The 24099-nt window shown below is 55.4% G+C and carries 21 protein-coding genes; 15 read left to right on the forward strand and 6 right to left on the reverse strand.

The window, feature by feature from the left end; genetic code table 11:
• Positions 1 to 9: 9 nt before the first annotated feature.
• Positions 10 to 1227, reverse strand: coding sequence for an MFS transporter (locus tag INT32_RS00510; protein WP_193086784.1), 1218 nt, complete (start codon positions 1225 to 1227; stop codon positions 10 to 12).
• A 54-nt stretch (positions 1228 to 1281) separates the two neighbouring features.
• Positions 1282 to 1761: a MarR family winged helix-turn-helix transcriptional regulator gene (locus INT32_RS00515; RefSeq protein ID WP_193086785.1), complete on the reverse strand. Its 480-nt coding sequence runs from the start codon at positions 1759 to 1761 to the stop codon at positions 1282 to 1284.
• Between the two features lie 466 nt (positions 1762 to 2227).
• On the opposite strand from INT32_RS00515, the gene INT32_RS00520 reads away from it, so the two are divergent.
• The 7 genes from INT32_RS00520 to INT32_RS00550 all read left to right on the forward strand — a co-directional run bounded on the left by INT32_RS00520 (position 2228) and on the right by INT32_RS00550 (position 10434).
• Entirely contained in the window at positions 2228 to 2755 is a 528-nt protein-coding gene (locus INT32_RS00520; protein ID WP_193086786.1) for a sigma-70 family RNA polymerase sigma factor, read from the forward strand.
• Complete coding sequence (locus INT32_RS00525; protein ID WP_193086787.1) at positions 2722 to 3723, forward strand: FecR domain-containing protein; 1002 nt, start codon at positions 2722 to 2724, stop codon at positions 3721 to 3723. Before INT32_RS00520 ends, INT32_RS00525 begins: the two co-directional genes overlap by 34 nt.
• Before the next feature lie 114 nt (positions 3724 to 3837).
• On the forward strand, positions 3838 to 6366 hold the full coding sequence (locus INT32_RS00530; RefSeq protein ID WP_193086788.1) for a TonB-dependent receptor: 2529 nt from the start codon (positions 3838 to 3840) through the stop codon (positions 6364 to 6366).
• Between the two features lie 253 nt (positions 6367 to 6619).
• Positions 6620 to 7090: a tRNA adenosine(34) deaminase TadA gene (gene tadA, locus INT32_RS00535; RefSeq protein WP_193087222.1), complete on the forward strand. Its 471-nt coding sequence runs from the start codon at positions 6620 to 6622 to the stop codon at positions 7088 to 7090.
• Between the two features lie 2 nt (positions 7091 to 7092).
• Positions 7093 to 8106 carry an LD-carboxypeptidase gene (locus tag INT32_RS00540; RefSeq protein WP_193086789.1) on the forward strand — a complete coding sequence of 338 codons (1014 nt, stop codon included), beginning with the start codon at positions 7093 to 7095 and terminating at the stop codon, positions 8104 to 8106.
• Between the two features lie 117 nt (positions 8107 to 8223).
• The gene (locus tag INT32_RS00545) at positions 8224 to 9825 is read left to right on the forward strand and encodes an ABC-F family ATPase (RefSeq protein ID WP_193086790.1); all 1602 of its coding nucleotides are present in this window, start codon (positions 8224 to 8226) and stop codon (positions 9823 to 9825) included.
• 15 nt (positions 9826 to 9840) lie between these two features.
• Complete coding sequence (locus tag INT32_RS00550; protein ID WP_193086791.1) at positions 9841 to 10434, forward strand: YigZ family protein; 594 nt, start codon at positions 9841 to 9843, stop codon at positions 10432 to 10434.
• A gap of 198 nt (positions 10435 to 10632) precedes the next feature.
• Here the strand turns inward: INT32_RS00550 and trxA are convergent, their stop codons facing one another.
• Together trxA and INT32_RS00560 are read right to left on the reverse strand one after the other, a co-directional pair.
• The gene (trxA, locus tag INT32_RS00555) at positions 10633 to 11016 is read right to left on the reverse strand and encodes a thioredoxin (RefSeq protein ID WP_193086792.1); all 384 of its coding nucleotides are present in this window, start codon (positions 11014 to 11016) and stop codon (positions 10633 to 10635) included.
• A gap of 282 nt (positions 11017 to 11298) precedes the next feature.
• A complete protein-coding gene (locus tag INT32_RS00560) occupies positions 11299 to 12588 on the reverse strand; it encodes an NCS2 family permease (RefSeq protein WP_193086793.1) in 1290 nt (429 codons plus the stop codon).
• Between the two features lie 230 nt (positions 12589 to 12818).
• On the opposite strand from INT32_RS00560, the gene tsaD reads away from it, so the two are divergent.
• Positions 12819 to 13853, forward strand: coding sequence for a tRNA (adenosine(37)-N6)-threonylcarbamoyltransferase complex transferase subunit TsaD (gene tsaD, locus INT32_RS00565; RefSeq protein WP_193086794.1), 1035 nt, complete (start codon positions 12819 to 12821; stop codon positions 13851 to 13853).
• On the opposite strand, the gene plsY is transcribed toward tsaD, so the two are convergent.
• Entirely contained in the window at positions 13843 to 14496 is a 654-nt protein-coding gene (gene plsY, locus INT32_RS00570) for a glycerol-3-phosphate 1-O-acyltransferase PlsY (RefSeq protein ID WP_193086795.1), read from the reverse strand. The genes tsaD and plsY overlap by 11 nt on opposite strands.
• Positions 14497 to 14628: 132 nt before the next feature.
• Here plsY and surE point away from each other — a divergent pair, with 132 nt between their 5' ends.
• The 6 genes from surE to rlmD all read left to right on the forward strand — a co-directional run bounded on the left by surE (position 14629) and on the right by rlmD (position 20629).
• Positions 14629 to 15384, forward strand: coding sequence for a 5'/3'-nucleotidase SurE (gene surE / locus INT32_RS00575; RefSeq protein WP_193086796.1), 756 nt, complete (start codon positions 14629 to 14631; stop codon positions 15382 to 15384).
• Entirely contained in the window at positions 15377 to 16219 is an 843-nt protein-coding gene (locus INT32_RS00580; RefSeq protein WP_226816360.1) for a protein-L-isoaspartate(D-aspartate) O-methyltransferase, read from the forward strand. The genes surE and INT32_RS00580 overlap by 8 nt, the downstream gene beginning before the upstream one ends.
• Before the next feature lie 76 nt (positions 16220 to 16295).
• Complete coding sequence (locus INT32_RS00585) at positions 16296 to 17033, forward strand: peptidoglycan DD-metalloendopeptidase family protein (RefSeq protein WP_193086797.1); 738 nt, start codon at positions 16296 to 16298, stop codon at positions 17031 to 17033.
• A gap of 32 nt (positions 17034 to 17065) precedes the next feature.
• On the forward strand, positions 17066 to 17845 hold the full coding sequence (locus INT32_RS00590; protein WP_193086798.1) for a 3'-5' exonuclease: 780 nt from the start codon (positions 17066 to 17068) through the stop codon (positions 17843 to 17845).
• A 183-nt stretch (positions 17846 to 18028) separates the two neighbouring features.
• The gene (locus INT32_RS00595) at positions 18029 to 18757 is read left to right on the forward strand and encodes a Spy/CpxP family protein refolding chaperone (RefSeq protein ID WP_193086799.1); all 729 of its coding nucleotides are present in this window, start codon (positions 18029 to 18031) and stop codon (positions 18755 to 18757) included.
• A 522-nt stretch (positions 18758 to 19279) separates the two neighbouring features.
• The gene (rlmD, locus tag INT32_RS00600) at positions 19280 to 20629 is read left to right on the forward strand and encodes a 23S rRNA (uracil(1939)-C(5))-methyltransferase RlmD (protein ID WP_193086800.1); all 1350 of its coding nucleotides are present in this window, start codon (positions 19280 to 19282) and stop codon (positions 20627 to 20629) included.
• Positions 20630 to 20880: 251 nt separating this feature from the next.
• Here the strand turns inward: rlmD and argH are convergent, their stop codons facing one another.
• Positions 20881 to 22293: an argininosuccinate lyase gene (gene argH / locus INT32_RS00605; RefSeq protein WP_193086801.1), complete on the reverse strand. Its 1413-nt coding sequence runs from the start codon at positions 22291 to 22293 to the stop codon at positions 20881 to 20883.
• A gap of 115 nt (positions 22294 to 22408) precedes the next feature.
• Here argH and INT32_RS00610 point away from each other — a divergent pair, with 115 nt between their 5' ends.
• Entirely contained in the window at positions 22409 to 24067 is a 1659-nt protein-coding gene (locus tag INT32_RS00610) for an NAD+ synthase (RefSeq protein ID WP_193086802.1), read from the forward strand.
• Positions 24068 to 24099 lie beyond the last annotated feature (32 nt).

A 24099-nucleotide genomic window follows, 5' to 3' on the forward strand; every position in this document is an offset into this window, starting at 1 on the left:
CTTCTTCCCTTAATGCGCTGGCTGGGCCACTGCTGGCCGAATGCGCGGATGGCGCTGAAATAGTACCGCCACCGGCACGCCAATGGCGATGACCATCGTGCAGAACGAATAGATGGCTACTTCAATGCCCCAATGGTCGGCAATCCAGCCTATGCCCATCATGGGAATCATGCTGCCGACGTAACCGGCGACCAGGTAAGTAGCCAACAGTCCTGAGCGATTGCCAGGTCCGGCCAGGCGGGTGATCATGCTCATGCCGGCAAGCATGGTCATGCCGTGCCCGATTGCCGTGAGCAATACGCCCAGCGCAAACAAAATGGCTGAGCTGGCGTGTAAGTTCAGCATGAGAATCGCGTTGCTTAGCGCCAATGCGATTGTGCCTGTAGCGCCGCACCAGTCAATAGACATACGCCCGGCAATCACCTGAACGGCTGCCGAAGTAAACAGGATCAATGCAATAGAGGTACCGCTGACGACTGGGCCGTCCCAGGGTACCAGTTTGCCCAGAAACAGTGGCGCCATGGAGGCATACAGGCCGAAAACGCCAAATGCAAGAAAAGGCAGGCAGCAGGTAAGCACAAATGCCCCCGAACCGTTTGCGTCGGGCCAGGTCAACTTTGGCAAAATATCGTTCAATGCCAGGCGTGGACCGGCCTTGGGTTTAATGGTGTCGGGCAGGGTCAGGCAGCACAATACCGTTAAACCCAGGCTGCCCAGGATCAGGGTCGGAACATAGGCGAGTGTCAATGGCACGGGGGCCCATTGCCCAATGATGCCACCCACCAAAGGTCCCAGGCCGAAGCCAAATGCCATCAAGAAACCAGTCATCATGGCCACGCGCTGTACGCTGCCATGGCGGGACAGTTTGGATAAACCCTGGGTCGCACTGGTGGTCACCATGCTTGAGGCCACCCCCACGATGAACCGTCCGATATTCAGGCTGGTCATGTTCCATGCGATCAGGCTGATGGCTGTTCCGAGCAGGACCAGCGCCAGGCCCCACTGCATCATCGGGCGAAAGCCGACACGGTCAGGCAGGCGCCCCAAAAACAACAAACCACACAACGCACCGCCCATGTACATGACGTATATGAGCGAGATATCGCTCGTTTGCAGTTGCCAGGCCTCTTTATAGAGCGCATACAGGGGACTGATGAGTGCGGTGCCCATCACGCCAACAATCATGGCAAAACTCACCCAGGCGAAGGGCGATACTTTCAATTTCATTTTTCAACCGTATATTTTCTGGTGCAGGGGGAAAGCAAGTGCAGCGTCATTTGTTTATTTGTCCCCGGACTCGAGCCGCTCCGAAATTTTTTCCAGGGCCCGGCGGGTGATTTGTATTTCATTTGCAGAAAGATCGGCCAGTATGGTTTGCTCGATTTCCATGCTTTTCTCCAGGATCAGCGCCGCCACCTTGCGACCGGCCGGTGTCAGGGCAATGCACTTGGTGCGACGGTCGGCCGGGTCGTTATCCCATTGCACCAGTTGCGCCTTTTGCAGTTGCGCCAGCACGCGTACCAGGGATGAAGAGTCCAGATACAAAGCCTGGGCCAGGTCTTTCTGGCGCAGGGCTTTGTCTTGCACGTATAGCACCAGTAGCGGCATGCGCGTGGCATCCGATAGTCCCAGGTCTTTGAAATTCAAATCGATCTGGCGGCGCCACTGTCTATATACGCTACCAAGTAGAAAACCAAAACGGCTACGAGCCTGGAAGGGTTCATGCGAGGAAGGACGGTTCGCTGAATATTTAGTTTGCATGCAAAGTATATTACTACGGGTTTACCCTTAAAACAAGTAAAAAATGAGCAATAAAGATCCACCAAGGCAGTTCAAGAGAATGAGCAACAGACGCCAACAGCAGCCACAATAAGTATTTGAAAGTCCCGCTACACAATAGGCCTTGTCTGTACCGGAATCTGTTACGCCCACGGACTACGCTTACCCTGCATTGAGCGCATTGGCTTTTGCGAAAAAGGCTCGGGGGTATAAGCGCCGTCCGGCGCCAATGCTTGAAAATACGACGAACGCAGGCCAGTTTCAGCGGCGTACGGTGTCCGTGGCGTGCGACTTGCTGCGCATTGCCTGCGCGCAGCGATCCTGAGGTTTTCTGTGTTGATGACTGGTATTTGATGGGCAATAATCGTCAATTGTTATATATAATGAGAACGAATGTCATTATCGTTGTTTTTTGTGTTGGGGCGGCACTTTACCGAAAGAGGGGCTCATGAGCGGTAGCCAGTCAGTTTTGCAGCGGCAAATCCATATCCTTTATCAGGATCATCATGGATGGCTGTACCAATGGCTGCACAGAAAACTGGGTAACCGATTTGATGCGGCCGACCTTGCTCATGACACGTTTACGCGAGTACTGGCAGGGTATCGACAGAGTTCGATTCCGGTATTGGATGAGCCGCGCGCCTACCTGACGACCGTTGCCAAGCGACTGCTAATCAATTTCTATGAACGGCAGTCTCTGGAACGCGCCTACGAGGCGTCGTTATTGCAGCTGCCACAGCAGCACATGCCATCCGTGGAAGAGCGGGCGATTCTTCTGGAAACGCTGCAGGAGCTCGATACGCTGCTGGACGCATTACCGGCTCGCGTGCGCACGGCGTTTCTACTTTGTCAGCTCGAGGGCATGAGCTACGAGCAAATTGCGGCGCATCTGCAGGTGAGTGTGCGCACAGTCACGCGTTACATGGCGCAGGGCTTCAAACAATGTCTCACCTTGATGCTGGCGCAAGCGGCGTGAAGTCCACAAGAATGGCCGAACCTCAGCAAACGCAATTGGTGGACGAGGCGGTCAAATGGCTCGTGTTGATGCATTCCGGGCGTTTCAATGAGGCCGATGCGCAGCGCTGCGCTCACTGGCGTGGGCAAAGCCCCGAACATCAACGGGTCTGGGAAAGCGTAGAGAAACTGAACCGACAATTCGATTCCGTGCCTGGCTCGCTGGCCATGCCAGTATTGAACCGGCCCCGCGTTTCCGAAAATCGTCGCATGATGCTCAAAACTATTGCGCTGGCCATTACAGCGCCTTCGGCGATGTGGATCGGTTACCGGGCCATCCCCTGGGATTCCCTCAATGCCCAGTACCGCACCGGCACGGGCGAACGCCGGGACGTGGCGCTGGCGGACGGAAGCCAGCTCAGCCTTAATACGTCAAGCGCTGTGGACGTCGTCTTCGATGCCAGGCAGCGGCTGGTGTTGCAACGCTCGGGAGAAATTCATATCCAGACGGCACACGGCCCTCAGGCTGGTGCGCGTCCCTTTGTGGTCAAAACGCAGCAAGGCAGCCTGCAGGCATTGGGTACCCGCTTCGTCGTGCGCTGTACGCCTGACCGTACCCGGTTGACTGTGCTGGACGGTGCCGTTCAGGTGCAGCCACTGCATTGGTCCGAGACTCATATCGTCCCGGCGGGGCAGGAACTGGATTTCAGCGCAGATCGCTTGGGCGCCAAGGTGCCCGCATTGCCCGGCGCCGGACAATGGGTGCAAGGTGTACTGTATGCCGAGCAAATGAGGCTTGCCGATTTTGTGGCCGAACTCGCACGGTATCGCCCGGGTATTTTGCGATGTGATTCGTCTGTGGCCGATATTCCAGTATCGGGCGCCTTCCAACTGAATAATACGGACCGAATTCTTGAGGCGCTTGCCCAGACTCTGCCGGTGCAGATCCAGTTTCGCACCCGTTACTGGGTAACCGTTGCAGCACGGTAGCGGTAGTTTTTGCGGAAAAGAAAAAAATTTCAATTATTTTGTCCTGTTTTTACAACTGGCCTGTCATGTCTATAAGAACCTCAATTTACTGACTTTGTGACAGGAACTTTTTTCATGGCTGATCTGACTTCAGATTCCAATTTGCTTGAACGTGCGTGTGGCGCACGGCGTCGCATTAGCGCTGCTGTGCTGGGCGCCTTGTCTGCGCTGGGCCTGGCCGCCACGCTGGCGCCTGCACCGGTCTGGGCCGCCGAACCCAGCACGGCGCAGGCGCGTAACACGTACAATATTGCTCGCGGTGAACTGGGACCCGCGTTGCTCAGTTATGCGGGGCAGGCCGGCGTCAATTTGAGCATCGATATGGATGCCACCCGCGGCCTGAAAACGCAAGGGCTGACTGGCCAGCATTCTGTACAGGGTGGCTTTGAGCGACTGCTGGCCGGTACCGGCCTACGCATACGAAAGGTAGGAGATGGCAACTATACGCTGGACACTGCTGTGGCGCCTGTTGCTGCCACGCCGGTCGTGTCTGCAGTGCAGCAGACAACAGCGCCTGTGACCGAATTGTCTGCCATTACCGTGACCGCGCGTACACAAAGTGATTTGATGTCGCCCACCCGACAGGTTGCCGTCATTGACCGGGAGCAGCTGGATACATTGCGTGCCGGATCCGACAGTGTGGCCACCGTATTGAGTAAAGTGCTGCCAGGCATGGCTGACTCCAGTCATACCATTACCGATTATGGCCAAACCCTGCGCGGTCGCAATATGCTGATCCTGGTTGACGGTATCCCCTTGAATACCAACCGTGATTCTTCGCGTAACCTTGCCAATATCAATCCTGCCGATATTGAGCAAATCGAAGTACTGCGTGGCAGTAGCGCTATCTACGGCAGCGGTGCGGCCGGTGGTATTGTGTCCATACGCACCAGGGGATACGACGGCGAGCCTCGTGCCGAGACCACGGTTTCGGCGACGACACCATTGTCCCGCCTGGGCGCAGCAGGCCTGGGCGGCGGCGTGCAGCATTATTTTTCCGGTGGCAATGACAAAATCGATTATTCGCTTAGTCTGGGCGCCAGCCATACAGGTGGGTCGTACGATGCACGCGGTACACGCCTGGCTCCGGAACCGAGCCAGGGCGATCTTTTTGATTCGAATATCTACAATATGTCCGGCAAAGTAGGTCTGCAAATTGATGAGAATCAACGCCTGCAGTTGTCTCTGAGCCACTATGACGCAAAACAGAATACCGACTACGCGTCCGACCCAAGTGTCGCCCGGCAGCCGCCCGGCAGCACCGGCGCGCGAAGTATCCGGGGACTGGAGCTGGACCAGCAGAATCGCATCCGCAATACGATGGCCAGCCTTGAGTATCAAAACCGTGACATTGCTGGCAGCACCCTGGCCGCACAAATTTACTATCGCGACTTTTTCACACGCTTTGCCCCCTTTGATGCACGCGGCGTATCTGTCAGGGGTGCCAACGTGGACCAGGTAACGCAAAAATCAAGCGTATTCGGCGGTCGCCTGACCATCAAGACGCCATTGACGTCCGACAAGAAGACACAGTTGACCTGGGGTCTGGATTTCAACGAAGAGCGCAGTGAAATGCCGCTGGACGTGTTTGATCCCTACGAATATGACAGAAGCGGCGGTTTGCATTTTCGCAAAATCGACTCGCTGACCTACATGCCGCCGATCACGACACGCAGCATCGGCGCGTTTGCCCAGCTGGAGCATCGTTTTAACGAACACTGGGCGGTGCAGGGCGGGGCACGGTATGATCGCGCCAGTGTACGTTTTGACGACTTTACCCCATTGTCGCAATCGCGTGTGGCCAATCCGGGGCGGGTATCCGGTGGAACGGTCCATTATGGCGCCTGGAGCTATAACGCTGGTGTCGTTTATACACCAGTCAAAGGTCAGGAGTTCTATGCGTCCTTCAGCCAGGGTTTTGAACTTCCCGACGTGGGCGTCCAGGTGCGAAATGCCACGCCGGCCTTCAATTTTGGCGCTTCAAATCTGGAGCCTGTAAAAACCGATACCTTTGAGCTGGGTTGGCGCGGGACATTTTCCAACGTCGCTGCAAACCTGACCGTATTTCAGTCGAAATCGGATCTGGGCGCGCTGCAAAGTTTCAATAATGGCCTGACGCTGCTGCGAACCAAAGAGCGCATTTATGGGATCGAAGGCGGACTGGATTATTACAGCGATGATAATCAGTGGGCACTGGGTGGTACGTTCACATGGATGAAAGGTGAAGAAAAACCGGAAGGCAAGGGCAGTTACCAGAACATGACCGGGTATCGCATTCCACCATTGAAATTGACCGCCTATGTGGAATACACACCCTCTGCGAAATGGAGTCACCGGATACAGGCGACGCATTTTGCGTCGAAAGACTATCGACTGGACGAAAAAACCAGTTTCGGCCGCTGGGAAACCTCGGGCTACACAACGGTCGATCTGATCAGCCGATGGACGATTGATGATAAAAACAAAGTGACATTTGGCATCCAGAACGCGCTGAACCGCCACTACTATCCCTTGTATAGTCAACTGATGCGCAATAGCAACAACACCAGTCGGCTGCCGGCGGCAGGGGCGGTATTGAATGTCAGCTATACCCATCGCTGGTAGCCTGACGGGCAAGGACAGCGTGCCTGGCGGCCCTGTGCCTGGGCTGCGGGCGCGAAAGCCGAGGCTGCCGTGACGGCGTGCGGGCACAACACCGGCACACTGACAAGCCACATCGTGCCGGCGCCGCCATCCCTGTTGTGCGAGCCCTCATAAAAGGGCTTATCGCGCAGCCTGTCGGCTTTTGCTTTATGTTTGGGTCCATACCCGGATAAAATGCATGCATGTCGATCATCGTCGCAACCGTCGCGAAAATATGCAAATTACCCCGTTGAATCACGCGCAGTTCATGGCGCTGGCGCTGGATCAGGCCCACATGGCCTACGCACTGGGCGAGGTGCCGGTTGGCGCTGTTGCCGTCGATTCATCAGGGAATGTGCTGGGAAAAGGGTACAATAGAACGATTACAGACCGTGATCCTACTGCGCATGCCGAAATCATCGCCTTGCGCCAGTGTGGCCGGGATCTGGACAATCACCGGCTTCCCGGTATTACCCTGTACGTTACGCTGGAACCATGCATTATGTGTATGGGCGCCATAACGCACGCCAGAGTAAGCAGGGTGGTATACGGTGCAGCAGACCCGAAGACCGGCGCCTGCGGCAGCGTGATCGCGGTGCAGGACAACAAACAAATCAATCATCATACCGTCATTGTGTCGGGGGTGTTGAAAACCGAGTGCGGCCAGTTGCTTCGCCGCTTTTTTCAGGAACGCAGGAAATCGTGACCATGAACAATGCTTCTTCCCTTGGCAAAAAGGAAAGTATTAAAGAACAGTTGAATGACGCCCAGATTCTGTTCGATGAGGCCGATGATGTTGCGTATCAGCCGACGCGCTACACGAAAAAACTGCAGGTCTATACCATGTCGCCGTCAGGGTATGTGCAGGACCCTGAAGTATTGAAGCGCGCTGTCAAGAACCTGAAAAGATCCAGAGTCAAAGTCACGGTGGACAAGGCTGCGCTGTCGCGGGATATGCGGTTTGGTGGCGACGATGAGAATCGGCTTGCTGCCATCGCCCGTGCTGCAAAACATTCGAGCGATATTGTCATGCCCACCCGCGGCGGCTATGGGCTAAGCCGAATACTGCATCGTATAGACTGGAAACTGCTCGAACGCAATCCAAAGCGGTATGTCGGGTTCAGTGACTTTACCGCCTTCAACCTTGCCTTGCTGGCAAAAACCGGCATGAGCAGTTATACCGGTCCCAATATGCTGGATTTCGGCAAGGAAACGGTAGACGAACTTACTTATGACATCTTTCTTGAGGTCATGCACGGTGAGTTGGAAATTCTCAGTTTCGAGTCCGAAGGCTCGGATGCGGTCGACACCCGCGGCACGTTATGGGGCGGCAATCTGGCCATGGTTGCGTCTTTGGTGGGTACGCCTTATCTTCCCAAAATCAAGAACGGCATTTTGTTCCTGGAGGATGTCGGCGAATACCCCTTCCGGGTTGAACGCATGCTGACACAGCTGCTGCATGCCGGCGTACTGGCCCGGCAAAAGGCGATTGTGCTAGGGCATTTTACCGAGTACAAACTCAGTGCTCAGGACAAGGGTTTTGATATGCCCGAGGTCGTGCGATGGCTGCGCGCCAATACAGGCCTGCCCGTCGTGGGCGGACTGCCTTACGGCCACGGCGACGTGCGTGTTACGCTGCCAATTGGCAAAAAGGTCGGTCTGGCCACCGAGGCAGATATGGCCTATCTGGTGATTGACGATCACCACCACGATCATCATTAATATTGATGATTACCGGCACCGCACACGGCGGTGCGTGCAAGATACGAACAACGCGTTCTGCTGTTATGAACGCGTTTGGCATTTTTTATAACCCCATTCAAGGCATCAAATACAGTCGTGATTTCTACCGCTAATTTAACCATTCAGTTTGGCCCCAAGCCTCTTTTCGAAAATGTCAGCGTCAAGTTTGGAGGAGGCAATCGCTACGGCCTGATCGGTGCGAACGGATCGGGCAAGTCCACTTTCATGAAAATCATCGGTGGCGATCTGGAACCATCTTCGGGCAATGTCTCGCTGGACCCAGGCGTTCGCCTGGGCAAGTTGCGCCAGGATCAGTTTGCGTTCGAAGATATGCGGGTGCTGGACGTGGTGATGATGGGGCATGAGGAAATGTGGCAGGCCATGCACGAGCGTGATGCCATTTATGCCAATCTGGAAGCGACCGATGATGACTACATGCGCGCGGCCGAACTTGAAGCCAAGTTTGCCGAATATGATGGATACACGGCTGAAGCCCGCGCCGGCGAATTACTGCTTGGCCTGGATATACCGGTAGAGCAGCATAACCAGCCGATGCGCGAGATTGCGCCAGGCTGGAAGCTGCGCGTGCTGCTGGCGCAGGCGCTGTTTTCCAATCCTGATGTATTGCTGCTGGACGAACCGACCAATAACCTGGACATCAATACAATCCGCTGGCTCGAAGGGGTGCTCAATGGCTATCAGAGCACCATGATTATTATCAGTCACGACCGGCATTTCCTGAATCAGGTATGTACCCATATGGCAGATCTGGATTATGGTGAAATCCGCCTGTATCCCGGCACCTATGATGACTACATGCTGGCTTCAACACAGGCGCGCCAGCGTCTGGTATCGGACAACGCCAAGGCTAAGGAACGGGTTGTCGAGCTGCAGGATTTTGTCCGCCGGTTCTCGGCCAACAAGTCCAAGTCCCGTCAGGCCACCTCGCGCCTGAAACAGATTGATCGCATCAAAGCCGAAACGGTTGAAGTCAAGCCTTCGTCGCGCCAGAACCCGTATATTCGCTTTGAACAGACCAAGCCGTTACACCGCCTGGCCGTCACCCTGGACAAGGTAAGCAAGGCGTATGACAAGCCGGTGATCACAAGCTTTTCGGCGATGATAGAGGCCGGACAGAAAATTGCCATTATTGGTGCGAACGGAGTAGGTAAAACCACGCTATTACGGTTGTTCTCCCAGGATCTGGAACCGGATAGCGGTTCGGTCAAATGGTCCGAAAATGCCGATATTGGTTATATGCCACAGGACGTGTCAGAGGATTTCAAAAAACACGTCAATGTGTTTGACTGGATGGGCGAGCACCGTAAACAGGGCGACGAAGACCAGGCGATACGTTCAGTACTGGGCCGGTTGCTGTTTTCTGCAGACGATATCGTTAAAGATGTCCCAGTACTGTCTGGCGGCGAAAAGAATCGCATGACATTTGGACGACTGATGCTGGGGCGCCATAACGTCTTGCTGATGGACGAGCCGACCAACCACCTGGATATGGAATCGATCGAGTCGCTACAGTTTGCGTTGGAAAAATATGCCGGGACCCTGGTTTTCGTGTCACATGACCGGGAATTTGTTTCCGGTCTGGCCACGCGGATCATCGAAATCATGCCTGATGGAACATTGAACGACTATCAGGGCGGTTACGATGATTACCTCAATTCGCGCGGTATTGAGCAGTAGGAGATCCGCAAGTCGATGGCCGAATTATTGTCAACACTGACGGCCGCGTGCAGTTTTGAAGAAGAAATAAAAAAGAGCCGCTTCATCGCGCACGCCGCACACGCCGCCAATGCGGCAGCGGCGCTGGCTTTTTTTTCTGAGGTGGGCGACCCGACGGCGACGCATAATTGCTGGGCTTACAGAACGGCAGAAGGTTATCGCTTTAATGATGATGGCGAACCAGGCGGCACGGCCGGCAGGCCGATTCTGCAGGCGATTGAAGGCAAGGGGTTGACCGATGTCGCTGTACTGGTAATCCGTTACTTTGGCGGCACCAAGCTGGGTACCGGCGGTCTGGTAAGGGCCTACGGAGGTTGCGCCGCCAAGTGTCTGGACGCGGCACCAAAGAAGGTCATCGTGCCTTCAACGACCGTCTATTGCACATGTAATTACTCTGATGCCGAGAGAGTCAGGGTTCGCCTGACGCAGGCCGGCGCCGTTATTTCAAATGAAACTTTCGGTGCCCTGGGCGTAACCTGGACGCTAGTCATCCCGGTGAGCGATCTGCACCTGGTGCAGGAAGTTTATACTGATCAGACAAAAGGAAAGGGACAGTGGACTGTCCCTTGATCCCGTTATGACTATTGTATGCTGGTGTCACCGCGCCATCGGTCCGGTTGGCGTCTGGTGACTGGTCAGACACAGTTGGGCACAAAGTTCAGAACGCAGGATCGTTAACTACCCGGGCGGGCACGCTGGCGGGTGCCTGCTAGCCCGGTTGACGGCCTGATCCGATTCATTTGTGCATCATCGGCCAGCCGCCTGATATCACGCGTTTTCTTCAGCAGCCTTGGCTTCAGCCGTGGCAATTTCCTGATGCACTTTTTCCATGTCAACGGCCTGGACTTTCTCAAGCAATTCGTCCAGTTGACCGGGGCTGAGCGCACCGGCCTGTGAAAACAACATCACGCGTTCACGAAAGACCATTAATGTAGGAATGGAACGGATGCCCAGGGCACCGGCCAGTTCCTGCTGATCTTCGGTATCGACTTTGGCAAATTCGATATCCGGGTGGGCCTCTGCCGCTTTCTCGAATGTTGGGGCAAACTGGCGGCAGGGACCGCACCAAGGCGCCCAGAAGTCAATGATCAATGTATTGTCTTCTTTAATGGCTTGCTGGAAGGTGTCTTTGGTCAGTTCGGTAATGGGCATAATTCTTTCTCCAGTTTAAGTTGCAGACCGATGTACTTCAATGAATATAGGGGCGGCAACCATGAATTACTAGTTGAATATTTTTATTGCTTTCATTATGAATGCCTATTAAGTCCAAGTGTAATTCAATTGTTAACGATATAAACCTGAACGTAAAATAAAACCGCAAGCCATTGGCTTGCGGCTCCAGAGGCATTCGCGCGGTTTTTGCAACCGCGTGCCATTTCACAGCGAAACTTGCTGCGGCTGCGCCGGCAGGCCAACGCCGCAAGCGTGACTGGGCTATTCCAGCGCGAAGCGCAATACAAATAGCAGGGCAATGATCAGTGTTGCAATGTGAATCTCACGAAAACGACCGGTGAATGCTTTGATAATCACATAACTGATAAAACCGAATGCAATCCCTTCGGCAATGGAGTACGTAAAGGGCATGATAATCGCAGTGAGTGCGGCTGGAATGGCGTTGGTGATATCGTTCCACTCCACTTCAACCAGCTCGCGCACCATCAGCCCGGCAACGTAGAGCAGGGCAGGAGCGGTGGCGTAAGGAGGTACGACGCCGGCCAGCGGCGCGAAAAACAAACACAGCAGAAACAGCAAGCCCACGACCAGAGCGGTCATGCCGGTGCGCCCACCCGCCTGTACACCTGCTGCGCTTTCGACAAACGCGGTGGTGCTGCTGGTGCCCAATGCAGAGCCGGCCAGGATGGCGGTGCTGTCGGCGAACAGGGCGCGCCCGAGACGATTGGGTTTGCCCTCAGGCAGCAGGTTGGCGCGGCGCGCAACACCGATCAGTGTTCCGGTTGCATCAAAGATCTCTACCAGCACAAAAACCAGAATAATATGCAGGAAGCCCTGATTCAACACGCCAGCAATATCCAGTTGCATAAAAGTGGGGGCAATACTAGGTGGCGCCGAAACGATGCTGGTGATGGGCGCGCTAAATCCGAGGAGCGCTGACAAAACGGTGACCGCCAGAATACCGATCAGAATGGCGCCTTTGACGCGCAGGCTGTCCAGGCACACAATGATGAAAAAGCCCAGGATTGCCAGCAGGACAGTGGGCGATTTGAGATCGCCCTGCGCCACAAGGGTTGCCTCGTTGCCCACGACAATGCCGGCCGATTTGAGCGCAATCAACGCCAGGAACAGACCGATGCCGGCGACAATGGCGGACCGCAGCGATTTGGGGATCCCCTCGATCAGCCATTTGCGTATACCGGTCGCCGACAGAATCAGGAATATGACGCCGGAAACAAAAACGGCGCCTAGCGCCTGTTGCCACGAATAGCCCATGGCCCCGACCACGCCGAACGCAAAGAAGGCATTCAAGCCCATGCCCGGCGCCATCCCAATGGGCCAGTTGGCCAGAAAGGCCATGATTAGGCAGCCCAGTGCTGCAGCCAGGCAGGTTGCTACGAAAACAGCGCCTTTGTCCATGCCCGTGGTGCCCAGAATCTCAGGGTTCACGAATATGATGTAAGACATCGTCAGAAAGGTCGTCAGACCGGCAAGAATTTCCGTACGGGCATTCGTGCCATGCTCTCTGAGCTTGAACAGTGATTCCAGCATGAACATAACTCCTAATAAACAGATACATGTGTACAATTGCAACTGTAGCGTATTCTTTATAGTTAATGACGAACGCGCATCGTGCCCTATCGGCAAATAATCCGGTATCGTCTTTAATCTGCAACATTTTATCCTGCTACAAAGGTAATGTAATCACACCGACGGCGGTTCTGCCTTGCGCTAGTGACGGGGCGAGCGGGCACGAGTCAGCGCCTTCGAACAGGTAATTTATGATCATTCTCGGCATTGAAAGCTCCTGTGACGAGACCGGCGTCGCGCTGGTCAGTACCGAATCGGGTCTGCTGGCGCACGCGCTGCACAGTCAGATTGCCATGCATCAGGCCTATGGCGGCGTCGTGCCCGAGCTGGCTTCGCGCGACCATATCCGGCGTGTCCTGCCGCTTACCCGCGAAGTGCTGCGTCATGCAGACCTGACCCTCAAAGACATCGATGCCGTGGCCTATACTGCAGGGCCTGGCCTGGCCGGTGCGCTGCTGGTTGGCGCCTCGGTTGCCCGATCCCTGGCGTGGAGTCTGAATATACCCACAATCCCGATCCATCATCTGGAGGGCCATTTGTTGTCACCCATGCTGGCGCAGGCCGTTCCCGATTTTCCGTACGTAGCGCTGCTGGTGTCCGGCGGACATACCCAGCTGATGCATGTGAAGGCCATCGGCCAATACGAATTACTGGGTGAAACGCTGGATGATGCGGCCGGCGAAGCCTTTGATAAATCGGCCAAGTTGATGGGCCTGCCTTACCCGGGAGGGCCGGCGTTGGCTGCGCTTGCCGACAAGGGAAATCCAAAGGCCTACGATCTGCCCCGACCGATGATGCATAGCGGCGATCTGGATTTCAGTTTTTCCGGCCTCAAAACCGCGGTTCTGACCATGCTTCGCAAGCTGGAGCAGCAGGGGCCGTTAAATGACCAGCAACGGCAGGATCTGGCCGCTTCAGTACAGGCCGCGATTGTGCAAGTGCTGGGCTATAAGGCAATCAAGGCCGTCAAGGCCAGCGGCAGCAACCGCCTGGTGGTGGCCGGGGGCGTAGGTGCAAACCGGCAACTGCGCGAATATCTGACGCGCCAGATGCAAAAGCAAAACGGTGAGGTGTTTTTCCCGCCGCTGGCGCTATGCACCGATAATGGCGCAATGATCGCCCATGCTGCAGCGGAACGGGTCAAGGCGGGTCTGGTGGACAAAATGCGCCGCCCGGACAATGCCGCCGTTCACCCGCGCTGGGATCTGGCAGATATCAGCGCCTGAGTGTGCTACTGCTTTTTTTCTTCTGGCCAATTCGCGATTCGGTGCCCGCCAGCAGATTCGCAATATTTTTCTTGTGCTTGGCGATCAGCACGAGCGCCAGAAAGCAAATGGCCAGAAACCAGGGCATGGAAAACGGCCAGGCCGCCATGCCGCCAACATAATAATAAAACGGCGCAAAGACCGCTCCGACCAGAGCTGCCAGGGAAGAGTAGCGAAAGAAAATGGCCATAATGAGCCAGGTCGCAATGGTGGCAACAGCCAGCCACGGCTGCAGCGCGAACAGCACGCCAACTGCTGTGGCTACGCCTTTACCACCTTTGAAATTGAGAAAAAACGAATAGATGTGGCCAAGAAAGACAGCGACGGCCACCAACGCAATGGTGGTGTCCGTAAACCCGGCCATGGGGGCAAGACAGATTGCCAGGGCAACTGCCAGCCACCCCTTGAAGGCATCTCCCAGCAAGGTGAACAGGGCGGCTTTGCGGTTGCCTGTGCGCAGCATATTGGTGGCGCCGGGATTGCCGGAACCGAAGGTGCGGGGGTCCTGCAAGCCGAACAGGCGACTGGCCACCATGGCAAAAGAGACCGAGCCTATCAGGTAGGCGGCAAGCAGGGCAAGAATGGTCCAGAGCAGGTTGTTCATCGTCGTCGTTGTCATTACCAGAAGACACGATTATATACAGTTCCCTTTCGTAATGCCGAACAGGATATCGCGTCCCGCGTATCGGTTGATCCATGTACAATACAGGGGGAATAATGTCTGGTTGCGATCTGAATGAAACGAATATTGGTGTCGAACGATGATGGTTACAATGCCGAAGGTGTGCAGGCCCTGGCCGAGGCGCTACGCGATATTGCCCAGGTCACGGTTGTTGCGCCCGAAGTTAATCACAGTGGCGCCTCCAATTCGCTTACGCTGAACAGGCCACTGTCGGTGCGGCGTACCCCATCGGGCGATTATTACCTGAACGGCACCCCGTCAGACTGCGTGCACGTGGCGCTGACAGGCCTGCTCGACTACCGGCCCGATCTGGTTGTCTCCGGCATCAATAACGGTGCCAATCTTGGCGAAGACACCTTGTATTCCGGCACTGTAGCAGCTGCGACAGAAGGCTTTCTGTTCGGTATCCCGTCAATTGCCTTTTCCTTGACTGAAAAGAACTGGCCAGAACTGGAAGCGGCCACGAAAATCGCCGTGCAAATCGTGCGGCATCAATTGGCCAATCCATTTCCAGCCCCTGTTCTGCTCAGCGTCAATATTCCGCCATTGCCGGAACATCATTGGAGTTCACTGCGCGTGACACGATTGGGCCGGCGCCATCCGTCGCAGCCAGTTATCAAAAGCGCCAATCCTGCAGGCGAGCCTATTTACTGGATCGGCATGGTGGGCGAGGTTGCAGACTTTGCCGAAGATACTGATTTTGGTGCAACCAGTCAGGGTCTGATTTCCATGACGCCGCTGCAACTGGATTTGACACACTACAAGCAATTGAACCAGGCGCGCAGCTGGGTGGAGTTGAGTAATGCGTAAACCTCCCTTTGGCACCGGTCCGCACTTCGGAAATGTAAATGATGTTAACGAAAGCCGAACACGCCTTTCTTTTCCGTCCAACAAAATTAAAATTACGCCAACCAATAGCAACACCCGTATTATTGTTGCCGGAAACACGGCACGCACGGCCTCGGCCGTACCTGCCACAGAGGGGCGGACCGGCCAGAATATCGGCTTGAATTCTGATCGGCTGCGCGCACTCATGGTCGAGCGGCTCCGACAAAAAGGCATTACCGATGAGCGAGTCCTGGACGCCATGCGCTCTGTACCCAGGCATGTATTTATTGACCAGGGGCTGGCCAGCAGGGCATACGATGACGCGGCGCTGCCCATCGGTTTTTCCCAAACCATCTCGCAGCCGTGGGTCATTTCACGTATGCTTTCAGCTGTCGCGGAGAGCCGAAAGCCACAAAAAATGCTGGAAATCGGTACCGGTTGTGGCTACCAGGCTGCCGTGATGGCGGCAATGTGCCACGAAGTGTATACAATTGAACGAATCAAGCCGTTGTATGAAATGGCCAGAGGTACGCTGCGTGAGCTCAAACTGGTGTCCCGCATACGTCTGGTTCATGGTGACGGCATGCTGGGTATGCCCTCGGTCGCCCCGTTTGACGCCATCGTTATCGCCGCGGCCGGATTGCAGATTCCGACCGCATTGCTGCACCAGCTGGACATAGGTGCCCGCCTGATTGCGCCCGAAGGTTCGGATCAGCAGAAACTGGTGCTGATCGAAAGAACCGGCGTAAACAGCTGGGATCGTAAGGAACTTGAACCTGTACGCTTTGTTCCACTGCGTGCAGGCATACAATTGTGACAGGAGAAAATACCCGTTTTGCGTACATGTTACGCATCCATTGAACAGGTAGGTAAAACATATGCAGATTCACTCAATGAAAAGAAAATTCCCCGTTTTAATTGGATCCCTGGTATTGGCGGCAACGCTGGCCGGTTGCGGAACCTCTTCACGTGCGCCGGTCTCCGAGCTCGGTTCCGGCCGTTCAGCCGGCGGCCCTGCGGGTCCAGGAGAATATATCGTACAGCGCGGCGATACGCTTTATAAAATTTCCCGCGCAAATAACGTCAGCGTTTCCCAGCTGATGTCAATGAACAAACTTTCTTCTCCTTCACTTGAAGTAGGTCAACGGCTGCGTGTATCTGCAAGCGCATCTTCGAGTTCGGCCGGCACAGATTCGGCCGTCGCAGGCAGCGCGACGCCCACTGCTTCAGGTAGCACCTCAGCCACGCCTGCCAGCGACGCCACTGCCGTGTCCTGGGGCTGGCCAGTGGCCACCACCAAGATCATTACCCAGTTCTCGGCAAGCACACGCGGTATTGACATCGAAGGCAAGCTTGGCGATCCGGTGTCCGCCGCGGCATCAGGTTCAGTCTCTTACGTGGGCAATGGCCTGCGTGGGCTGGGTAACCTGATCCTGATTTCCCACAGCAATGGCTTTATCTCGGCCTATGCCCACAACAGCAAACTGCTGGTCAAGAATGGGCAGAAAGTGTCCAAGGGTCAGAAAATTGCCGAAATCGGTCAATCGGATACCTCGTCACCACGCCTGCATTTTGAAATTCGCCGTCGCGGCAAGCCTGTCAATCCGTTGTCTTACCTGCCACGCCGCTAAGTGGCAAAACCCGTCTGGAAATATCGCGCGCCATGACTCCAACGCTTGTTTTCGATCTTGAAACCATTCCCGATGCCAAGGGCCTACGCGCGTTGAATGACTGGGATGACACGCTCTCCGATGCTGAAGTGGTTGAGCGGGCCAGGGCGCTTCGAATTGAACAGACCGGCAATGACTTCTTTCCCTTGCATCTGCAGAAAATTGCCGTCATCGGTTGTGTCTTTCGCGATGATAATGGCTTTCGTGTGCGTACGCTGGGTGAGCCGGACGATGATGAGGCCGTACTCATCGCGGGTTTCTTCAAGACCATTGAACGATACACGCCCAGGCTGGTTAGCTGGAACGGGTCGGGCTTTGATCTGCCTGTGCTGCATTATCGCTGCCTGATCCACGGCCTGTCTGCACCGCGATACTGGGATATGGGTGAAGATGACCGCGAATTCAAATATAACAACTACATCAGCCGTTATCACACCCGTCACACTGACCTGATGGATTTGCTTGCCAAGTTCAATGGCCGCGCTAATGCGCCGCTGGATCAACTGGCCAAACTTTGTGGCTTTCCCGGAAAGTTGGGCATGGATGGCAGCCAGGTGTGGGATGCGTGGCGCGACGGCAAGGCCGATGAGGTCCGTGCATACTGTGAAACGGATGTGGTCAATACATGGCTGGTCTATTGCCGTTTCCGCCTTATGAAGGGCGAGCTGGACAAGACTGCCTATGAAGAAGAAGTTGCCCTGGTGCACAGCAGCCTGACTGCCCTGGACAAACCACAATGGCAGGAGTACCTGGCGGCCTGGGATTATCGCTAGCGCGCCGTTGCCGCAGCACATGGCTGGCAAAACGGGCCATGGAAGAATCGGGCCCTGCCGCCAGGAAATGCATTGAAAGATCTGCATCGCTATTGAAACACACTTGTAATCGCTTGTGACACAGAATAGGCACGTCACTGACTGGCTTATGACGTCACCGACAGACTAAACAAGGAGTATAAAATGGCTGTTCAATTCTCAGGTTCTTTCCTCGTAAAATCCCTTCTGGCCAGCGCGCTGTCCGCAGCGGTAGCCACCACTGCATTTGCGCAGGCGGTAAAGGCCGATACGGAATCCAACCCTATCAGTCCTTCCGTGCAAAGTGAAAATACCCCGATGGAATACCATCGCATTGGTGAAACCAAACCACAGGACGGCGTCAGAAAGCACCATAAAGGCGACGGTCACAAACATGGCTATCATCATCGCAAGGGCAATATGCGTCACGGGGCAATTGTGATTCCGGGCCTGGGCGCAGGCAGTCAGACACTGCTTGATGACCTGCAGCTGACCGACGAACAAAAAGCCACGCTTAAAACGATTAAGGACGAACATAAGGCTGCCCGCGAACCTAATCACGAGGCATTCCGTAAATACCTGGAAGAGCGTCGCAAGCAACTGGATTCCGGCAATGTCGATCCGAAGGCGCTGCTCGAAGCACAGAAAGACATGCATGAGGGCTTTGAGAAAAAAATGGCAGATGATCAGGCCAAATGGCTTGATCTGTGGGACACATTCAGTGCCGAGCAGAAAGCAACTGTCGTTAAATATTTCAAGGACCGTTCTGCCAAATGGGAAGAACATCGCAAGAAATTTCAACAGGAACACGCAAAAATGACCGAAGCGCCAAAGCCTGAGAAGAACGTCCCAGCCAGTGATAGCAAACCGGCACCAGCAGCACTAAAACAGTAAACGTTGCGCCTGTTTGGCCTGCCTTTTTCGGGAAGTGAAGGCAGAGCAGGGCAGCAAGACGTCACTGTTTTGTGGGCCCGTCAGCAAGCGCTGGCGGGCTTTTTTGTGGCCAGCGGGCGCGATGACTGAGCTGGGCGCGACCGGCGGCGCCATGTCAGGTGGTTTTGGCAAAACCCCGCTTGTGATATCAAGCGATACTTTTATGGTCAGTAATAGCGCCTGCACAGGCTCCGATACAGGGATGACCTGACGACAATCCGGTATCGAGCCATGCTGTTACTACAGGAAATTGCGCCTCTGTGTTTTCGTAATGCACAACGATGCAGCCTGCCAAAATGACTGTTTTACAGGTAGCGCGGCGTGTGGACCGGGCAGCATTCAGTCTGGATCGTGTCGCCAGAGGTCGTGTTAAGCCGACCGGACCAGTGGTTTTGCCGACAATTGTTTTGCAATGTTGCCTTTTCGCGCCAACTTGTCTGGCTGGGTCATTAAAATAACGCCTTCAGAATACAGAGGTCAGCCATGCAGGAAACATTTACCATCGAATCCCTTGATCTGGAAGCGCGCGGCATCGCCCGGCGCGAGGGCAAGGCCATTTTCGTTGAAGGCGCGCTGCCTGCAGAAAAAGTAAGGGCTGACATTGTCCGCCGCAAGTCCTCATACGAAATCGCCCGCATGACATCGATCGTCAAGGAATCGAACCAGCGGGTCACACCCCGCTGCCCCAGTTTTGGCACCTGTGGCGGGTGCATCATGCAGCATCTGGATATCACCGCCCAGGTAGCGATCAAGCAGCGGGCACTGGAAGACGGTTTCAGGCATATTGCCAAAATGACAATACCCAGAGTCTTGCCGCCGTTGCAGGGACCTGCCTGGGGCTACCGTTATCGTGCACGTTTGTCGGTGCGCAAGGTGATCAAGAAGGGCAAAGTGCTAGTCGGGTTTCACGAACGCAAGAGCCGGTATGTGACCGATATGACTGAATGCCATGTACTGCCGCCCTATGTGTCCGCCATGCTGGTTCCCTTGCGTGAACTGATTGGCAGCCTGAGCATTGATGATAAAATCCCGCAGATCGAGGTGGCTGTCGGGCAAGCCACGACTGCGCTGCTGTTGCGACACCTGGCACCGTTGAATGCTGCCGATATCGAACAGCTGGACGCTTTCTCAACGCGCCATAACGTGGTGTGGTGGCTGCAATCGAAGGGACCCGATACCGTCAGGCCGTTGCATGAGGAACAGGCTGATTCGCTGTATTATCTGTTGCCTCAGTTTGGGCTGAAAATGCCATACAAACCAACGGATTTTACCCAGGTCAATTATTTCATCAACCGTTCCCTGATTGCCAAGGCACTCAATCTGCTGGATGTTCAGGCCGATGAGCGGGTGGCAGACCTGTTCTGTGGACTGGGCAACTTTACCTTGCCCCTGGCCACCTTGGCACGTGAGGTGGTCGGCATCGAAGGCAGCAGCATACTTACAGACCGCGCCCTGCAGGCGGCCAGCCAGCATAATCTGCAGGAGAAAACCCGCTTTGCCACGTTGAATCTGTTTGAGGTAGACGTGGCCTGGCTGCGCGACCTGGGCCACTTTGACCGCATGCTGATCGATCCGCCCAGAGAGGGTGCGCAGGCAGTCGCGCTTGCACTGGCGCAACTTGAACCGCAAGAGCGTCCAACAAGAATCGTCTACGTGTCCTGTAATCCGGCGACCCTGGCACGCGATGCAGGCATTCTGGTGCACGACGGCGGCTACAAATTAAGTGCCGCTGGTGTCGTGAATATGTTTCCGCATACCGGGCATGTCGAATCCATTGCGGTATTCGAAAGCGGCTCGGGCGACGTTGCGGTGGCTACTGCTGCTACTGCATGAACGGCAGAGTCTGGCGCAAGGCCAGGCTGGAGGACAAGACAGTCGGCCTGACCAAATAGGGTCAAGGCAGATAGCGTCGGGACGATTAGATCGCGACGGTGGTCAAGATGCAGGTCAATGGACGCATTGTCACTGCAAGACGACAGCCGCAGCAGCTGTAACCCTGTCGGCCAGCAGCGCGCAGCAATGAAAAAGACGGCGCCCGTCACAAACCGGTGCGCCGTCTTTTTTTAGTTAGGATCTAATGCAGGTCAGGCCAGTTCGGCCAGAACGCGCTCGGCTTCGGCCTTGACACGGGTCGGCGCAGTGCCACCGATATGTGCACGTGACGAAACCGAGCCTTCCAGGGTGAGCACGCTGAATACATCGCTATCAATCGATGGATTGAACTTGCGCATTTCTTCCAGCGTCAGATCGGCCAGATCGCACTGTTGCTCTTCGCAATGGCGCACGGCCAAGGCAACGGTCTCATGCGCGTCACGAAAGGGCAGTCCTTTCTTGACTAGATAGTCAGCCAGGTCGGTGGCAGTGGAGAAACCAAGCAGGGCAGCGTCGCGCATGGCCTGTTTACGTACCCGGATGCCGCCGATCATGTCGGCAAATATTGTCAATGTGTCGCGCAAGGTATCGGCCGAGTCGAACAGGCCTTCTTTATCTTCCTGGTTATCCTTGTTGTAGGCCAGGGGCTGGCCTTTCATCAGCGTCAGCAAGGCAATCAGATTGCCGTTGACTCTGCCGGTCTTGCCTCGCGCCAGTTCCGGCACATCGGGATTTTTCTTTTGCGGCATGATGGAGCTGCCAGTGCAGAAACGATCTGCCAGATCAATAAAGCCGATGCGCGGGCTCATCCACAGGATCAACTCTTCCGAAAGCCTGGAAATATGCGTCATGACCAGGGAAACAGCGGCGCAAAATTCGATGGCAAAATCGCGATCGGATACGGCATCCAGTGAGTTGCGGCAGATGCTGTCAAAGCCCAGCAGCGTAGCAACCTGTTCACGATCAATGGGATATGAGGTGCCCGCCAGCGCGGCCGCGCCCAATGGCAGGCGGTTGCAGCGCTTGCGGCAATCGACCAGGCGTTCTGCGTCCCGGGCAAACATTTCAGCATAGGCCAGCAGATGATGGCCGAAAGTAACCGGCTGGGCCACCTGCAAATGCGTAAAGCCGGGCATGATCGTGTCATGATGTTCCAGCGCCACCTGCGCCAGGGCGCGACGCAGCGAGGTAATCAGTTCCAGTGATACGTCAATTTCCGAACGCAGCCACAAGCGAATGTCCGTTGCCACCTGGTCGTTGCGCGAGCGGCCGGTGTGCAGGCGTTTGCCGGCATCGCCGATGAGCTCAACCAGGCGTTTTTCGATATTAAGATGCACATCTTCCAGGTCCAGCAGCCAGGTAAACGTGCCGGCGTCGATTTCCTGAAGAATCTGCTGCATGCCCTTGTCGATGGCGGCCAGATCGTCGGCGGAGATGACGCCTGTTGCGGCCAGCATGGTGGCGTGGGCCAGCGACCCCTGAATGTCAAAACGGGCCAGTCGCTTGTCAAAATCGACCGAGGCGGTGTAGCGCTTGACCAGTTCGGATACGGGTTCAGAGAAACGGGCCGACCAGGCCTGAGCTTTTTTGTCGAATTGATTGGTTTGGTTAGGGCTGTCTGTCATAGTGTGTGCTGATCTGTCCAATGTCGGTATTTTGCATTAATCAGTGGTATTTTAGACGCTCATCTCAGATGCTTGTGTGATAATCGGTGGTTTGCAAAAGAAACAGAGCGGGATAATGGAACCATCGGTCAGTGTCGCATTTGCACAAATCAATCAGAAGGTCGGTGATCTGGCCGGCAATGCCGCACGCATTGTCCAGGCAGCAGCATTGGCTCACGAGCAGGGGCACGACGTCCTGTTATTGCCCGAGCTGGCGCTTACCGGTTATGCGCCTGAAGACTTGTTGCTGCGCTGCCAGTTTCTCGCGGACCAGCAGGCTGCCTTGCAGTCCCTGCAGGAAACACTATCGCGTTTCCAGAACTTGCATGTGGTGCTGGGGCATGTTGTCAGCACGGACAAGGGCACCTTCAATGCCGCCAGTGTTTTTCTCAATGGCGACAACCTGGGCACGTACCTCAAGCAGGAGTTGCCCAATTATTCCGTATTTGATGAAAAGCGCTATTTCACAGCGGGGCGCAAGCCGCTGGTCTTCACCGTCAGGGAACATACCTTCGGTGTGACCATCTGCGAAGACGTGTGGTTTGCCAGCGCTGCCACGGCCGCACGGCAGGCAGGGGCAGATACGCTGCTGATCCTGAACGCCTCGCCCTATATGGTGCGCAAGCACGAGACCCGACTTGCCGTGTTACGTCGAAACGTCTGTGATGCCGGCATGGGAGCCATCTACTGCAATCTGGTGGGCGGGCAGGACGAACTGGTTTTCGATGGCCACTCCTTCGTAGTAGACCGACACGGCGCAGTCGTGGCTGAGCTCAATGGTTTTTGCCATGCCTTGGGGGGCGTTCAGATCTCGTTGGGACAGTTTGAGGCCCTGGCCCCGTTACCTTTCGGGGCAGATCAGTCGGTGCCTCTGCAATCCCAGGAAAATGAGGCGGTCGAAGCCGAAATCTGGCGTGCGCTGGTCATGGGTACGCGGGACTATCTGAGCAAGAATTTCTTTGAAAAGGCCGTGATCGGCTTATCCGGCGGCATTGATTCTGCTGTGGTGCTGGCCATTGCTGTTGACGCCATTGGTGCAGAGAACCTGCATGCCGTCATGATGCCGTCGCGCTTTACCGCCGACATCTCGGTCAATGACGCACAGGACATGGCTCAACGCCTGGCCGTGCGCTACGACGAAATCGCCATTTCCCCTATGTTCAACAGTTACCTGCAGGCGTTGGCGCCCATTTTCGGCGACTTACCCCAGGACACGACCGAAGAGAACTTGCAGGCACGAATTCGCGGCGCATTGCTGATGGCGTTGTCCAATAAATTCAATGCCATCGTGCTGACCACGGGCAATAAGTCTGAATTGGCTACGGGTTATTGCACGCTGTATGGCGACATGGTGGGTGGCTATGCTCCCCTGAAGGATATCCCCAAAACGCTGGTATATCGACTGGCCAGCTGGCGCAATACGCAGTCTGCGATCATTCCGGAGCGGATCATCACGCGAGCGCCTTCTGCAGAGTTGCGCGAAGACCAGACTGACCAGGATAGCCTGCCCGAATATGAGGTGCTGGACACCATCCTGGAACATCTGATGGAACACAATGATTCGGTGGAAGCCATCGTCAATACCGGCTTGGCCCGTGAGGATGTGGAAAAGGTTGCCAGACTGCTGCGAATCAATGAATACAAACGGCGCCAGGGCTCTCCCGGGCCCAAAATCACCACCCGGGCGTTTGGTCGCGATTGGCGATTCCCAATAACGAACGGCTATCGATTCTAGGCTGCATTATTAAAAAATATGCTATTCTTTTC

This window comes from Advenella sp. FME57 (assembly GCF_014897675.1).
Lineage (GTDB): Bacteria > Pseudomonadota > Gammaproteobacteria > Burkholderiales > Burkholderiaceae_B > Advenella.

Excerpts from the sequence above, each read along its gene's own strand:
- INT32_RS00510 (WP_193086784.1), bottom strand. The coding sequence starts at position 1,227 with ATGAAATTGAAAGTATCGCCCTTCGCCTGGGTGAGTTTTGCCATGATT.
- INT32_RS00515 (WP_193086785.1), bottom strand. The coding sequence starts at position 1,761 with ATGCAAACTAAATATTCAGCGAACCGTCCTTCCTCGCATGAACCCTTC.
- INT32_RS00520 (WP_193086786.1), top strand. The coding sequence starts at position 2,228 with ATGAGCGGTAGCCAGTCAGTTTTGCAGCGGCAAATCCATATCCTTTAT.
- INT32_RS00525 (WP_193086787.1), top strand. The coding sequence starts at position 2,722 with ATGTCTCACCTTGATGCTGGCGCAAGCGGCGTGAAGTCCACAAGAATG.
- INT32_RS00530 (WP_193086788.1), top strand. The coding sequence starts at position 3,838 with ATGGCTGATCTGACTTCAGATTCCAATTTGCTTGAACGTGCGTGTGGC.
- tadA (WP_193087222.1), top strand. The coding sequence starts at position 6,620 with ATGCAAATTACCCCGTTGAATCACGCGCAGTTCATGGCGCTGGCGCTG.
- INT32_RS00540 (WP_193086789.1), top strand. The coding sequence starts at position 7,093 with ATGAACAATGCTTCTTCCCTTGGCAAAAAGGAAAGTATTAAAGAACAG.
- INT32_RS00550 (WP_193086791.1), top strand. The coding sequence starts at position 9,841 with ATGGCCGAATTATTGTCAACACTGACGGCCGCGTGCAGTTTTGAAGAA.
- trxA (WP_193086792.1), bottom strand. The coding sequence starts at position 11,016 with ATGCCCATTACCGAACTGACCAAAGACACCTTCCAGCAAGCCATTAAA.
- INT32_RS00560 (WP_193086793.1), bottom strand. The coding sequence starts at position 12,588 with ATGCTGGAATCACTGTTCAAGCTCAGAGAGCATGGCACGAATGCCCGT.
- tsaD (WP_193086794.1), top strand. The coding sequence starts at position 12,819 with ATGATCATTCTCGGCATTGAAAGCTCCTGTGACGAGACCGGCGTCGCG.
- plsY (WP_193086795.1), bottom strand. The coding sequence starts at position 14,496 with ATGAACAACCTGCTCTGGACCATTCTTGCCCTGCTTGCCGCCTACCTG.
- surE (WP_193086796.1), top strand. The coding sequence starts at position 14,629 with ATGAAACGAATATTGGTGTCGAACGATGATGGTTACAATGCCGAAGGT.
- INT32_RS00580 (WP_226816360.1), top strand. The coding sequence starts at position 15,377 with ATGCGTAAACCTCCCTTTGGCACCGGTCCGCACTTCGGAAATGTAAAT.
- INT32_RS00585 (WP_193086797.1), top strand. The coding sequence starts at position 16,296 with ATGAAAAGAAAATTCCCCGTTTTAATTGGATCCCTGGTATTGGCGGCA.
- INT32_RS00590 (WP_193086798.1), top strand. The coding sequence starts at position 17,066 with ATGACTCCAACGCTTGTTTTCGATCTTGAAACCATTCCCGATGCCAAG.
- INT32_RS00595 (WP_193086799.1), top strand. The coding sequence starts at position 18,029 with ATGGCTGTTCAATTCTCAGGTTCTTTCCTCGTAAAATCCCTTCTGGCC.
- rlmD (WP_193086800.1), top strand. The coding sequence starts at position 19,280 with ATGCAGGAAACATTTACCATCGAATCCCTTGATCTGGAAGCGCGCGGC.
- argH (WP_193086801.1), bottom strand. The coding sequence starts at position 22,293 with ATGACAGACAGCCCTAACCAAACCAATCAATTCGACAAAAAAGCTCAG.
- INT32_RS00610 (WP_193086802.1), top strand. The coding sequence starts at position 22,409 with ATGGAACCATCGGTCAGTGTCGCATTTGCACAAATCAATCAGAAGGTC.